Origin of the sequence: Mesorhizobium sp. M0217, from assembly GCF_040321955.1 — a bacterium.
Lineage (GTDB): Bacteria > Pseudomonadota > Alphaproteobacteria > Rhizobiales > Rhizobiaceae > Mesorhizobium.
In genome coordinates this window covers 24,576-37,213 of the sequence record NZ_JAMYSN010000010.1, presented here as the reverse complement: position 1 = coordinate 37,213, position 12,638 = coordinate 24,576, and the positions used below count along the sequence as shown (strand labels likewise).

The 12,638-nt window shown below is 61.4% G+C and carries 14 protein-coding genes; 7 read left to right on the top strand and 7 right to left on the bottom strand.

What is annotated here, in order from left to right; translation table 11 throughout:
* Window positions 1–126: 126 nt before the first annotated feature.
* Both NKJ18_RS17465 and NKJ18_RS17460 read right to left on the bottom strand, forming a co-directional pair.
* A complete protein-coding gene (locus tag NKJ18_RS17465) occupies window positions 127–1,104 on the bottom strand; it encodes a UDP-glucuronic acid decarboxylase family protein (RefSeq protein WP_023667815.1) in 978 nt (325 codons plus the stop codon).
* A 179-nt stretch (window positions 1,105–1,283) separates the two neighbouring features.
* Entirely contained in the window at window positions 1,284–1,466 is a 183-nt protein-coding gene (locus tag NKJ18_RS17460) for a hypothetical protein (protein ID WP_352667767.1), read from the bottom strand.
* A gap of 102 nt (window positions 1,467–1,568) precedes the next feature.
* Here NKJ18_RS17460 and NKJ18_RS17455 point away from each other — a divergent pair, with 102 nt between their 5' ends.
* Window positions 1,569–2,849, top strand: coding sequence for a nucleotide sugar dehydrogenase (locus NKJ18_RS17455; RefSeq protein WP_023686926.1), 1,281 nt, complete (start codon window positions 1,569–1,571; stop codon window positions 2,847–2,849).
* Window positions 2,850–2,880: 31 nt separating this feature from the next.
* Complete coding sequence (locus NKJ18_RS17450) at window positions 2,881–3,900, top strand: NAD-dependent epimerase (protein WP_023667818.1); 1,020 nt, start codon at window positions 2,881–2,883, stop codon at window positions 3,898–3,900.
* Between the two features lie 70 nt (window positions 3,901–3,970).
* On the opposite strand, the gene NKJ18_RS17445 is transcribed toward NKJ18_RS17450, so the two are convergent.
* Window positions 3,971–4,867: an AraC family transcriptional regulator gene (locus tag NKJ18_RS17445; protein ID WP_023667819.1), complete on the bottom strand. Its 897-nt coding sequence runs from the start codon at window positions 4,865–4,867 to the stop codon at window positions 3,971–3,973.
* Between the two features lie 147 nt (window positions 4,868–5,014).
* Between NKJ18_RS17445 and NKJ18_RS17440 the strand changes: the two genes are divergently transcribed.
* Entirely contained in the window at window positions 5,015–5,740 is a 726-nt protein-coding gene (locus NKJ18_RS17440) for an SDR family oxidoreductase (protein ID WP_023682721.1), read from the top strand.
* Window positions 5,741–5,826: 86 nt separating this feature from the next.
* On the opposite strand, the gene NKJ18_RS17435 is transcribed toward NKJ18_RS17440, so the two are convergent.
* The 3 genes from NKJ18_RS17435 to NKJ18_RS17425 all read right to left on the bottom strand — a co-directional run bounded on the left by NKJ18_RS17435 (window position 5,827) and on the right by NKJ18_RS17425 (window position 7,962).
* Window positions 5,827–6,057, bottom strand: coding sequence for a helix-turn-helix domain-containing protein (locus NKJ18_RS17435; protein ID WP_023708113.1), 231 nt, complete (start codon window positions 6,055–6,057; stop codon window positions 5,827–5,829).
* 22 nt (window positions 6,058–6,079) lie between these two features.
* Entirely contained in the window at window positions 6,080–6,826 is a 747-nt protein-coding gene (locus NKJ18_RS17430) for an IclR family transcriptional regulator (protein ID WP_023667822.1), read from the bottom strand.
* Window positions 6,827–7,092: 266 nt separating this feature from the next.
* Complete coding sequence (locus NKJ18_RS17425; RefSeq protein WP_023667823.1) at window positions 7,093–7,962, bottom strand: helix-turn-helix domain-containing protein; 870 nt, start codon at window positions 7,960–7,962, stop codon at window positions 7,093–7,095.
* 92 nt (window positions 7,963–8,054) lie between these two features.
* On the opposite strand from NKJ18_RS17425, the gene NKJ18_RS17420 reads away from it, so the two are divergent.
* Window positions 8,055–9,599 carry a 4-hydroxyphenylacetate 3-hydroxylase N-terminal domain-containing protein gene (locus tag NKJ18_RS17420; RefSeq protein WP_023704721.1) on the top strand — a complete coding sequence of 515 codons (1,545 nt, stop codon included), beginning with the start codon at window positions 8,055–8,057 and terminating at the stop codon, window positions 9,597–9,599.
* 6 nt (window positions 9,600–9,605) lie between these two features.
* Complete coding sequence (locus NKJ18_RS17415; protein ID WP_023667825.1) at window positions 9,606–10,115, top strand: flavin reductase; 510 nt, start codon at window positions 9,606–9,608, stop codon at window positions 10,113–10,115.
* 10 nt (window positions 10,116–10,125) lie between these two features.
* Here the strand turns inward: NKJ18_RS17415 and hpaR are convergent, their stop codons facing one another.
* Window positions 10,126–10,521, bottom strand: a complete 396-nt coding sequence (hpaR, locus tag NKJ18_RS17410; RefSeq protein ID WP_023704722.1) for a homoprotocatechuate degradation operon regulator HpaR — start codon at window positions 10,519–10,521, stop codon at window positions 10,126–10,128.
* A gap of 201 nt (window positions 10,522–10,722) precedes the next feature.
* Here hpaR and NKJ18_RS17405 point away from each other — a divergent pair, with 201 nt between their 5' ends.
* The gene (locus NKJ18_RS17405) at window positions 10,723–11,109 is read left to right on the top strand and encodes a 5-carboxymethyl-2-hydroxymuconate Delta-isomerase (protein ID WP_023695203.1); all 387 of its coding nucleotides are present in this window, start codon (window positions 10,723–10,725) and stop codon (window positions 11,107–11,109) included.
* Window positions 11,110–11,120: 11 nt separating this feature from the next.
* Entirely contained in the window at window positions 11,121–12,638 is a 1,518-nt protein-coding gene (gene hpaE, locus NKJ18_RS17400; protein WP_023695204.1) for a 5-carboxymethyl-2-hydroxymuconate semialdehyde dehydrogenase, read from the top strand.

Here is a 12,638-nt window from a genome sequence, read left to right as displayed (position 1 = left end):
CAAAATAATTTCAAGCTTAAAATAATTAGAATTCGAAAAACTTCAAGCCTACCGGAGTCGACTGCAAAAGGCGTCGCTACCACGACGGTGATCGGTCAGACTTGACGGTTGCACTGCGGTGCCGGGTCAAGGCGAGTTTGTGGAAACCTTCGGCAGCAGGGCTTTGAAATAGTCGATCGTCTGTTGCAGCCCGGCTTCTAAAGTCACCGTCGGCTCCCAGCCGACAAGCCTTTTGGCAAGGGTGATATCGGGCTGGCGGTGCCGCGGATCGTCTTGCGGAAGATCGCGGTAAATTATATCCGAACCTGATCCGGTCATCTGCGTCGTCAGTTCGGCCAAGCGCCTGATCGTTACTTCCCTTGGATTGCCGATGTTTACTGGACCGGTCACCTCCGGCCCCGTATCCATGAGGCGCAGCATGCCGCTCACCAGGTCGTCGACGTAGCAAAACGACCTTGTCTGTGAGCCGTCGCCGAAAATGGTTATCGGTTCACCACGAAGCGCCTGCACGATGAAATTTGAGACAACCCTGCCGTCTGCCGGGTGCATGCGCGGCCCGAACGTATTGAAAATCCGCGCGACCTTGACCCACAAGCCATGTTGTCGGTGATAGTCGAAGAACAGCGTTTCGGCGCAGCGTTTGCCTTCATCGTAGCATGAGCGCGGCCCGATCGGGTTTACATTGCCCCAGTAACTCTCGGGCTGCGGATGCACAGACGCGTCACCATAGACCTCACTGGTGGAGGCCTGAAAGACTTTGCATTTCAGCCGCTTTGCCAATCCAAGAACATTGATGGCGCCGTGCACGGCGGTCTTGATCGTCTGAACCGGGTCGTACTGGTAGTGAACAGGCGAGGCCGGACACGCCAGGTTGTAAATCTCATCGACTTCGACGTAGAGCGGAAAGGTCACGTCATGGCGCATGAATTCGAAGCGGGGATGCTTGGCCAAATGGTCGATATTGCGCTTTGATCCGGTGAAAAGGTTGTCGACACACAAGATTTCGTCGCCTCGTTCCAACAGGCGGTCAATAAGATGCGAGCCGATAAACCCTGCGCCCCCGGTAACGAGAATGCGTCTGCGGCTGTCATAGAGTCTGGCCAATTTCTGCTCCCAGGCAAATGCTGATCGACCAGATATCGGTCGCCACACGCAGGATACGACGTGTCCGCAGCCAATGCACAAGGACCAAACTGAAATTTCGCAGATCCGCTCGGTGCCGATGCGAATTCCGATCCCGGCATTTGGTTTGATCAGAAGGCACGATTGAGGCCGATAGTGGCCTATGGATTGGCAGCAGAGAATATCAGCCCTATCGTCAGGGCCGCCGCTGCGTAGATGGCCGGCAGAACCTGACGGTTCACCCCAATCCGCAGCAGAGAGTGGCTCGAAACCCGGTCCTGCTGGATTTTATCCACAACATCGATGGCATCGGCGGATGGCAACATGAAAATGGCAACGACCATTTTTCGTGAGACATTCCTCTTCGCGATAGAGCATCGTTGAATTGGCCAACAGCCTGCCATACAAGCACGTCGGCTCAACAGGTGGCTCGAGGAACCCCACGGATGTCCGAACGCATTGCAGTTATCGGCCTGGGTTATGTCGGCCTGCCGGTAGCCATTGCCTTTGGGAAGGTTTTCCCCGGCACCATAGCTTTTGACATCAGCGAGCGTCGGATCGGGGAATTGCGTGGCGGCGTCGATCGTACGGGGGAAGTTGACGCAACGGCGCTCAAGGAGACCTCGATAGGGCTGACCACCGACCGGGAGATGTTGAAAGGCGCTACTTTCTTCATCGTCGCCGTGCCAACCCCTATCGACGCAAATCGCGCTCCCGATCTAGCTTCTTTGAAACTGGCGTCCGAACTCGTCGGCGAGGCGGTGAGCAAAGGCGCCGTCGTCGTTTTTGAGTCGACAGTCTATCCAGGTGTGACCGAAGATTTCTGTGGGCCGATCATCGAGCAGGTTTCCGGCCTGCGACATCCCCGCGACTTTGCCCTCGGCTATTCGCCCGAACGCGCCAACCCCGGCGATCGGGAACACTCGCTGCAAAAGATCGTCAAAGTCGTCTCCGGCGAGAATAACGAGACGCTGGAGCGCGTCGCGAACGTTTATGGCCGTATCATCGATGCCGGCGTCTACCGCGCCCCGTCGATCAAGGTGGCCGAGGCAGCGAAGGTTATCGAGAACACCCAGCGCGATCTGAACATCGCGCTGATGAACGAACTGGCAATGATCTTCGAGCGGCTCGATATCCGGACGCAGGATGTTCTTGATGCTGCGTCGACGAAATGGAACTTCCTTCCCTTCAAACCGGGGTTCGTCGGCGGCCACTGCATCAGCGTCGATCCATATTATTTGACCGCCAAGGCCGAGGCCGAAGGTTACCATCCGCAGATCATCCTCGCCGGACGTCGCATCAATGACGGCATGGGGGCCTTCGTCGCCCAGCAGGTTGTCAAACGGCTGATTGGTTCTGACACGCCCGTCAAAGGGGCTTCTGTCGGCATTCTCGGGCTGACATTCAAGGAGGACGTGCCGGATTTGCGCAACAGCCGCGTTTTCGACATGGTCAAGGAACTAAGGCAGTTCGGAATTGTCCCCAAAGTCCATGATCCCCTTGCCGATGTCGAAACCGCTCGGCGTGATCACGGCGAAACAATCCTGCCGCTCGATGAGATAAACGATTTGCAGGCGCTTGTTCTGGCGGTGCCTCACAGGCAATATCTCACCAACGAAAGAGCGCGTCTTTTTCAAATGATCAGGCCGGGGGGGACACTGTTCGATGTCAAGTCGGCCATCAAGCCCAATGAAGTTCCCGACAACATAAAATACTGGAGCTTGTAAAGCTCGCCTGAAATTAACGCTAGGATATGCAGTGACATCAAGCAGGCCGATACTGATCACCGGCGCAGCCGGGTTCATAGGGTTTCATCTTTGCCTGAGGCTGCTTGCCGAAGGAGGCCAGGTTATCGGCCTCGACTCCATGAACGAGTATTATGACGTCAGCCTGAAGCAGGCTCGTCTCGAGCGGCTGAAAGCGTTTTCGAATTTTTGTTTCGAGCATGCCGATCTCACGGAGCGGGACCGTATTTCGGAGCTCTTCCTTTCGGCCGCGCCGGAGGTTGTCGTCAATCTCGCGGCGCAAGCCGGCGTACGCTATTCGATCAGCAATCCGCACGCCTATGTGGAAAGCAACCTCAGCGGCTTTGTCAACATCCTGGAAGGATGCCGGCAGGCGTCCGTCGGCCATCTGGTCTATGCATCGTCGAGTTCGATTTATGGCGGCAGCACCCGCATGCCGTTTTCCGTGCACGATCCGGCGGACCATCCGCTCAGCCTTTACGCCGCAAGCAAGAAGGCGAACGAGCTGATGGCGCACACATACAGCCATCTGTTTGGACTGCCGACCACCGGGCTGCGTTTTTTCACCGTCTATGGTCCGTGGGGGCGGCCGGACATGGCGCTGTTCATCTTCGCCAAGGCTATCCTCGCCGGCGAGCCGATCGAGGTCTTCAACTATGGCAACATGCAGCGGGATTTCACCTATATCGACGACATTGTCGAAGGTATTATCCGCGTCATGCAGCAACCCGCGACACCCAATCCTGAGTGGAAAAGTGTCGCGCCAGACCCAGCGACCAGCAACGCCCCGTTCAGGATTCACAACATCGGCGGCAATTCGCCCGTTCAACTGAACCGATTGATCGAGGTGCTCGAAGACGCGCTGGGACGCAAGGCAAACCGCAACCTCAGGCCACTTCAGCCAGGCGACGTTCCGGCAACTTTCGCCAATGTCAGCTCGCTCGAGGAGGCGACCGGCTTCAAGCCCAAAATCCCGATCGAAATAGGGGTTCCGCGCTTTGTCGAATGGTACCGGGAGTTCTACCGAGCATGATCGGACGCTTCGCCACCTGGAGGCGGCTGGCTCCTGACCAGCCATGGCTGGCGCATGCCGCTCGGAAAACTCAATAAGCCGCAGCCGAACTGGGTGTTGCCTGAAGGCGGTCAATATCTTTCCGGGGCGGCGCACCGAACAGGCGACGATATTCTCGGCTGAACTGCGAAGGGCTGTCATAGCCCACCGCGAACCCGGCCGTGCCTGCGTTTGCGCCGCCGGCAAGCATAATCCTTCGCGCCTCCTGCAGGCGCAGCTGCTTCTGGTATTCGAGCGGGGTCATGCGCGTAATCGCCTTGAAATGGGCATGAAGGGACGACGCGCTCATGCCTGATGCCGCCGCAATCTCTTCGATGCGCAGTTGTGCCTGGAAATGATTGCGGATCGTGGCGATGGCGCGGCTGACCTGGTTCAGGTGGCTGTCCACCGACGCCATCTGGCGAAGCGTGTCACCGTGCGGTCCGGTGAGGAGCCGGTAAAGGATTTCGCGTTCGATCAGCGGCGCCAGCACGGTGACGCTCTCGGGGCGATCGAGCAGCCTGACAAGCCGACAGGCGGCATCAATCAGGTCGGGGTCACTTGGATAGGCAGCTAACACCGGCAGATCCCTGCTGGGGGATGCACGTCCTTCTTTCACAAGCAGTTCGGCCAGCGCGGTGGAATCAAAATCTATCTTGCAACAGAGGTAGGGCGCCGCCGGGCTCGCCTCCAACACATGCCCGACCAGCGGCAGGTCGACCGAGACGAGCAGGTAGCTCGATGCGTCATAGACCACGCTCTGGTCGGCCAGCGAGACGCGCTTCGATCCTTGGGCGATTATGCAAAGCGACGCCTCGTAGACCGCAGGCACGGGTGCACTGGGCTGGTTGGCGCGAATGAGCGACAGCCGCGGCACCGCAGTGCCGGCCATGCCAGATTTCGGCGCAAAGCGGGTGATCAGCTCGGCGAGTTCATTGATTTTCTCCATGCCGCATAAATCTTCATGGCGCGAAATGTTGCAAGGCATTTCGAGTTCATTTGGAGGATCGTGCAAACTCTTTGGACGATCACGCTACCGGCCTTTGCCGGTTCGCGCCATCTATCTCCCCGTCACCGCAGCGAAAAAGGAACGATCATGACGGGACTTAAAGACAAGGTTGTACTCATCACCGGCGCCTCCAGCGGCATCGGCGAAGCGACGGTTCGGGAACTTGCCGGTGCCGGCGCCAGACTGTTCATCGGGGCCCGCCGCACCGAGCGGCTCAAGGCGCTGGCCGCAGAAATAGGCAAAGGCGTCGCGTGGCGCGAACTCGACGTGACTGACGCGGCGAATTTCGACGCCTTTGCCGATGCCGCTCATGCCGAATTCGGGCAGATCGATGTGCTGGTCAACAATGCCGGCGTCATGCCGCTGTCGCCGCTTGCCGCGCTGAAGCGCGATGAGTGGTCTCGCATGATCAATGTCAACATCGGCGGCGTGCTGAACGGGATCGCCGCGGTGCTGCCGCGCTTCGTCGCCCAGAAGAATGGGCATATCGTCAATGTCGCCTCGGTCGGCGCGCATATCGTGCTGCCCACCGCGGCGGTCTATTGCGGCACGAAATATGCCGTCTGGGCAATCACGGAGGGGCTGCGGCAGGAGCATGACGACATCCGCGCCACGATCATCTCCCCCGGAGTGACCGCAACCGAACTGGGCGACGATATCAGCGATCCTCAGGTCGCCACGGCTCTGAAAGAATGGCGGCAGAAGTCGCTCACACCGGACGCCATTGCACGGGCGATCCGTTTTGCGCTTGATCAACCCGATGGCGTCGACGTCAACGAAGTGATCGTGCGGCCAACCGCTGCCAATATGTAGAACTTGCTGCCGGATGCCGGCTTTCGGCGAGCTACGGCGCTCTCCAAGATCCGGCAAACGGCCCACCCCTTAATGCACCACCGCCCTCAGCCTCTGGCGCAACTCCCGCGGGCCACATCGTACCGGCTCTCGAACGCGCGCGAAAAATGCGCACTCGAATTGAACCCGCAGGCAAAGGCGATTTCCGAGATCGTGGGCGACGCGCGGGCGGGCGACAACAATTCTTCCTTGCTGCGCTCCAGCCGCCTGTCCCAGACGAAGCGTTCCGGTCTCGCGGCAAGGCCGGTGCGCCGCTGGGAACTTAACCCGCTAATCATCTCCCCTGCGACGGTAGAGATGTCAGGCTTCGCCGGCCAGGCGCGCTGAAATCAGCCGCGCCGCCTGGATCACCGCTTCGCCCTGGCTGGCTGCCATGCTGTCATCGGCGCGTGACACAGGCGAGGCCACCGCGAGCGCACCGAGAGGACGCCCATCGGAGCCGAGGATTGCCGCGGCTATGCTGTGCACGCCTTCTTCATAGCCTTGGGAGCTCGAGGAATAGCCGCGCTTGGCGGCAAGCCGGATCGCCTTCATCAGCCTTTCGGGCTGCGTCACCGTGTGTGGCGTGAAGGTCGGCAACGGCTTGTCGACATAGGCCTCGGCCGCTTCCCGAGGCGAAGCGGCGAGAAAGGCGATGCCGGAGGCGGTGCCGTGCAAGGGCAGCACCTGGCCGACATCGACATTGACCCGGTTGGCCTTTGCCGAGAGCTCGACATGGACCGTCAGCAGTGCGCCGGCGCTGAATTCCGACAGATGCACCGTCTCGCCGGTTTCCAGCGCCAGCTCGCGAACCACAGGTGCTGCCACGCGCACGAAGGGAAAATGCGCGTCGCGAAAGCGGGCCAGCCGCGACAGGCCGGCGCCGAGCCGGTAGCGGCGGCTTGCCGGCTCTTGTTCGATCAGGCGGTGGTCGGCCAGCGCCATCAGCAGGCGCCGCGCCGTTGCCTTGTCGAGGCCGGTTTTGCGGGCGAGCTCGGACAGGCCGATCTCCGGTTCGCCGAGCGTGAACTGCTCCAACAGCGATATCGCTTTGCCGACTGTGCTCATCGTGCATCCTCAAGATACTTCGCATGGGACGGAAGCCAATCCACCTTGCAGTCCGCTCATAGCACGTAAATTGGTGGTTCAAATAACGAACCGTTTGGAAGCGACAAAAAACACCAGCAAGTTTCGCGGCGACATCAATCTCGATGCGCCGCGCCGTGCGGGGTGATGCTGCGCGGCAACACCTATCAACAGGTGGATCAACTCGGCGGCGCCGTGCCTGGCCGGCGTGTCGGCCCAAACGCCTGATCCTGGCCGGCGCGGAAGCTTCAACTCTGCCCCAGCTGCGCGCGGCGCCAGGCGGCGGGCGCCTGGCCAACCCGCTCCCGGAAGAAGCGTGAGAAATAGGCCGGATCTTCGAAGCCGATTTCGTAGGCGATGTCCTCGACGGTGCGCACGGTGAACAGCAGCAACCGCTTGGCCTCCAGCAACCGTCGCTCGCCCATGAGCCGCTTGACGCCGCTGCCAAGCACCGTATGGGCGGCCTTGTCGAGAAGATGCGGTGTCGTGGCCAGCGCCCCGACGTAGCGGTCGACGGGCCAGTTGTCGCGGAAATGCGCATCGACCAGACGGCGCAAGCCGCGCGCCAATGCAGCATCGGAAGAACCGGTGGCATCCATTACCTCGGGACCAAGGCGCGCGATGTGCGAGAGCGCGACGGCGATCAGCGCCGGCAGGGTCTTGTCACTGCCGGCCTGCGCCTCGGCATATTCGGCGGCGATCATCTCCAGCACCGCCGCCAGCCTTTTCCACGCGACGTGCTGAGGAAGGCTATCGGCAAAGACCGGCCGGTCCAATGGCAGCAGGCTGTGAGCGGCTATTGCCGCAAGCGCATCATCGGCGACCGAAACGACGATGGCGTCGGTGCCGGGCCCGATCGAGAAGCCATGCACGATGGTGCTCGGCACGAAGCTGACGGCCGGTGCCGAAAAGTCCCAGGATTGGTCTTCGATGCGGTAGGTGCCGGAGCCGCTGGTCCAGTAGGTGATCTGGCCCATTTGCGGATGCTTGTGCGCGGCAACCTGGCCGAGATGAATGTTGCTGCGCGCAAGCACCGTCTCGACATGCAGGAAGCCGACATCAAGCGGCCGCACCGGCTCGCCATAGACAAAGAAATCAGGAATGGAATTGAGGCTCATGGCGCCGGAAAAAGTCCAATCGGTTTTGCCGTTACGTCCTAACCGATCCTTGCCAGGAGCGCTAGAGTTGATGCCATAAGTGGAGGAACATCATGCGATCGGAAGACTTTCGTGCCGACAATGGGCGCCCGTTCACCGGGGCCGAGTATCTGGAGAGCTTGCGCGACGGCCGCGAGGTCTACATCAACGGCGAGCGCATCGCCGATGTCACCACCCATCCGGCGATGCGCAATTCGGCGCGGTCGCTGGCGCGCCTCTATGATGCGCTGCACGATCCCAAGCGGCAGGGCACGCTGACCTCGCCTACCGATACCGGTTCGGGCGGCTACACCCACAAATATTTCCGCGTCGCCAAATCCTCCGGCGAACTCGCGGCCCAGCAGACCGCGATCGCCGAGTGGTCACGCATGTCCTATGGCTGGATGGGCCGCACGCCCGATTACAAGGCGGCACTGATGAACACGCTCGGCGCCAATGCTGACTGGTACGGCCCGTTCAAGGACAATGCGCTCGCCTGGCACAAGCGTGCGCAGGAAGCCGTGCTGTTCATGAACCACGCCATCGTCAACCCGCCGATCGACCGCCACAAGCCGGCCGAACAGGTGAAGGATGTCTTCGTCCACATCACCAAGGAGACCGACGCCGGCATCTATGTCTCCGGCGCCAAGGTGGTGGCGACGTCCTCGGCGCTGACCCACTACAATTTCCTGGCGCAGAGTTCGGCGACGGTCACCGAAGATCCGTCGCTGTCGGTCATGTTCATCGTGCCGATGAATGCGCCGGGGGTAAAGATGTTCTGCCGCGTCTCCTATGAGCAGACGGCCAACACGGCGGCGGCTCCGTTCGACTATCCGTTGTCGTCGCGCTTCGACGAGAACGATGCCATCCTGGTGCTCGACAATGTCTTCATCCCCTGGGAGGACGTGCTGGTGCTGCGCGAGGCGCAGAAAATCCTGTCCTTCCATCCGGCTTCGGGCTTCATGCATGGCTATTGCTTCCAGGGCTGCACACGCTTTGCCGTCAAGCTCGACTTCCTCGCCGGCCTGCTGGCAAAGGCGCTGCGCGCCACCGGCGGCGATGCCTTCCGCGGCAACCAGGCGGCGCTGGGCGAGGTCATCGCGCTCAGGCACATGTTCTGGAGCTTTTCCAACGCCATGGCCTACAATCCGATCCCCTGGGCGAATGGCGCTGTCCTGCCCAACCTGGAAGCAGCCCTTGCCTACCGGACTTTCATGTCGGAAGCCTATCCGCGCGTCATCGACACGGTGCGCCGGGTGATCGCCTCCGGCTTGATCTACCTGCCGTCATCGGTGCGCGACTTCAACAATCCCGAGATCGACAAATACCTCGCGCAGTATGTGCGCGGTTCCAACGACATGGGCCATGTCGAGCGCATCAAGATCATGAAACTGTTGTGGGACGCGACCGGCACCGAGTTCGGCGGCCGCCACGCGCTCTACGAACTCAACTATGCCGGTGCGCCGGAAGAGGTGCGGCTGCAGGTGCTGAAGGGCGCCGAACGCGGCGGCCGGCTGAAGGCCATGGAAGAACTGGTCGATACCTGCATGGCCGACTATGACGAGAATGGCTGGACGGGAGATACCTGGCTCAATCCGCTCGCTTCATCGGCGGGGTGATGTCAGATGGCCACGCAGATTTCGAAGGCCGATTTCCGCGACGCCATGGCAAGGGTCTGCGCGCCGGTCAACATCGTCACGACAGATGGCCCGGCCGGGCGCGGCGGCTTCACCGCCACCGCCATGTGCAGTGTGTCGGACGAACCTCCGACACTGCTGGTGTGCATGAACGGCCGCTCGACGCAGGCGGCCATGTTTCTCGCCAACCGGCGCTTCTGCGTCAACGTGCTGACGCATGACCATATGCACCTGGCCGGCAAGTTCGCCGGCGCGACCAGGGACATGGAGGCACGCTATTCGGCGGCGCGCTGGCAAACGCTGACCTCGGGGACGCCAGCGCTGTCCGATGCGATCGTCAATTTCGATTGCGAGATCGAGGATGTGCACATCGTCGGCACGCATAATGTCATGATCGGCCGCGTTATCGACGTCAGGCACGGCAGCGGCGGCTCGGCCTTGCTCTATGTCGACCGCAATTACACGCAGCCGACGCGGCTTGGCAGCTTTGGCGGCTGAGCCGCAGCAATCAGCTCTCGCCGGCGATCAGGCTCTCCAGCAGATCGAGCAATTGCTCGAGCCTCTCATGTCCGAAGCGCTGTTCGATGTCGCGGTAGATGACGAGGCGTTCCGGCGACAAGGCATCGATCAGGGCGGAACCCGCCGGGGCGATCGTCAGCACGACACGGCGGCCATCGCCTTCCGCCTTGTTGCGGGTGATGAATTTTCGGCCCTCGAGCGTCTTGATGATGCGTGTCAGGCTGGGCGGCAGCACCGAAGCGCGATCGGCAAGTTCCGTCGCCTCGACAGGGCCGGCCTCGCTCAGAACGCGCAGCACGCGCCATTGCTGTTCGGTCACATCATGCGCCGCCAGCATTGGACGAAACCGCGCCATCACCACTTCGCGGGCATGGAGCAGCGCCATCGGCAGAGAACGACGGGTGTTTTCAGGCAGCAAGAAGCAGCGTCCCCAATGATGCGGGCGGTCGGCGGGACCGCACGCCAAAACCTGACCTTTCCATCCCGTATCGTCGCCTCAACTTGGATGCAAGGCTTGACTTCAGTGATGCTGCATGTAATTAACGCGTTAACTACAGCAGTGGAACGATACGGGGAGCGAGACGCGGTGCCTCACTTTTCCATCGAGTATTCGGCCAACCTCGATGCCAAGGTCGACATGAGCGAATTGTGCGCGCTGGTGTTGCGCACCGTGCTCGGCACCGGGCTGTTTGAAACCGGCGCGGTGCGGGTGCGGGCCTTCCGCGCGGAGGCCTATGCGATCGCCGACAGCTTACCGGAAAACGCCTTTCTCGACATGTCGTTTCGCATTGGAACCGGCCGCAGTGCCGAGGACAAGAGACGAACCGGGGAGGCGGTCTTCTCCGCCGTGAGCGAATACCTCGCCCCCCTGTTCGAGACCCCGCATTTCGCTCTTTCCCTGGAGATCAGGGAAATCGATCCGGTCCTGAGCTGGAAGAAAAATGCAATCCACCCGCGACTGCGCGGCAAGTGACGGAAGCTGATATGTCCGACCTCGAAGGCAATCTGAAAAAGGCCGAGGCCTATCTGGCCCGTTTCAAGCGCGACGGCGTGCTGAACCAGATCGGCGGCGAAGCGGTGCCGGCGGTGGATGGCTCGACCTTCGAGGCCATGTCGCCGGTCGATCTCAAGCCGCTGGCCAAGGTCGCGCGTGGCAGCGCCGCCGATATCGACCGCGCCGCCAAGGCGGCAAAGGCGGCGTTCCCGGCCTGGGCCGCCATGCCGGGCGACGGGCGCAAGAAGCTGCTGCACAAGATAGCCGATGCGATCGAAGCGCGCGCCGAGGAGATCGCCTTCGTCGAGTGCATGGACACCGGCCAGGCGCTGAAATTCATGGCCAAGGCCGCGCTGCGCGGCGCCGAGAATTTCCGCTTCTTCGCCGACCGCGCGCCGGAAGCGCGCGACGGCGAGACGCTGCGCACGACAGGCCAGGTCAACATCACCACGCGCGTGCCGATCGGCCCGGTCGGCATCATCACGCCGTGGAACACGCCGTTCATGCTGTCGACATGGAAGATCGCGCCGGCGCTGGCGGCAGGCTGCACCGTCGTCCACAAGCCGGCCGAATTTTCGCCGCTGACCGCTCGCCTGCTGGTCGAGATCGCGGAGGAGGCCGGCCTGCCGAAAGGCGTGTGGAACCTGGTCAACGGCCTCGGCGAGCACGCCGGCAAGGCGCTGACCGAGCACCCTGACATCAAGGCGATCGGTTTTGTCGGTGAGAGCCGCACCGGCTCGATGATCATGAAACAAGGCGCCGATACGCTGAAGCGCGTGCATTTCGAACTGGGCGGGAAGAACCCGGTGATCGTCTTCGCCGACGCCGATCTCGAACGTGCGGCGGATGCGGCCGTGTTCATGATCTACTCGCTCAACGGCGAACGCTGCACCTCATCGTCGCGGCTTCTGGTCGAAGCCTCGGTCTACGACACATTCACGGATCTGGTTGCGGAGAAGGCAAAGCGCATCAAGGTTGGCCATCCGCTCGATCCCAAAACGGTGGTTGGTCCGCTGATCCATCCGGTGCACGAGGAAAAGGTGCTTTCCTATATCGAGATCGGCAAATCGGAAGGCGCGGTGGTAGCCGCCGGCGGCGGCAAGTTCGCCGGTCCGGGAGGTGGCTGCTATGTCAGCCCGACGCTGTTTACCGGCGCCACCAACAGGATGCGCATTGCCCAGGAAGAGATTTTCGGGCCGGTGCTGACCGCCATTTCCTTCAAGGACGAGGCCGAAGCGCTGGCGCTGGCCAACGACACCCAATACGGCCTGACCGGCTATCTCTGGACGTCGGATGTTACCCGCGCCTTCCGCTTCACCGATGCGCTGGACGCCGGCATGATCTGGGTCAATTCGGAGAATGTGCGGCATTTGCCGACGCCGTTCGGCGGCGTCAAGAATTCCGGCATCGGCCGCGACGGCGGCGACCATTCCTTCGATTTCTACATGGAGACGAAGAACATCGCCTTCGCCACTTCAGCGCACACGATCCAGAAACTCGGCGGCTGA

Bases quoted from the DNA above. Each gene is read 5' to 3' on its own strand.
- NKJ18_RS17425 (WP_023667823.1), bottom strand. From the start codon at position 7,962: ATGAGCCTCAATTCCATTCCTGATTTCTTTGTCTATGGCGAGCCGGTG.
- NKJ18_RS17445 (WP_023667819.1), bottom strand. From the start codon at position 4,867: ATGGAGAAAATCAATGAACTCGCCGAGCTGATCACCCGCTTTGCGCCG.
- NKJ18_RS17455 (WP_023686926.1), top strand. From the start codon at position 1,569: ATGTCCGAACGCATTGCAGTTATCGGCCTGGGTTATGTCGGCCTGCCG.
- NKJ18_RS17415 (WP_023667825.1), top strand. From the start codon at position 9,606: ATGGCCACGCAGATTTCGAAGGCCGATTTCCGCGACGCCATGGCAAGG.
- hpaE (WP_023695204.1), top strand. From the start codon at position 11,121: ATGTCCGACCTCGAAGGCAATCTGAAAAAGGCCGAGGCCTATCTGGCC.
- NKJ18_RS17435 (WP_023708113.1), bottom strand. From the start codon at position 6,057: ATGATTAGCGGGTTAAGTTCCCAGCGGCGCACCGGCCTTGCCGCGAGA.
- NKJ18_RS17440 (WP_023682721.1), top strand. From the start codon at position 5,015: ATGACGGGACTTAAAGACAAGGTTGTACTCATCACCGGCGCCTCCAGC.
- hpaR (WP_023704722.1), bottom strand. From the start codon at position 10,521: ATGGCGCTGCTCCATGCCCGCGAAGTGGTGATGGCGCGGTTTCGTCCA.
- NKJ18_RS17460 (WP_352667767.1), bottom strand. From the start codon at position 1,466: ATGGTCGTTGCCATTTTCATGTTGCCATCCGCCGATGCCATCGATGTT.
- NKJ18_RS17430 (WP_023667822.1), bottom strand. From the start codon at position 6,826: ATGAGCACAGTCGGCAAAGCGATATCGCTGTTGGAGCAGTTCACGCTC.
- NKJ18_RS17420 (WP_023704721.1), top strand. From the start codon at position 8,055: ATGCGATCGGAAGACTTTCGTGCCGACAATGGGCGCCCGTTCACCGGG.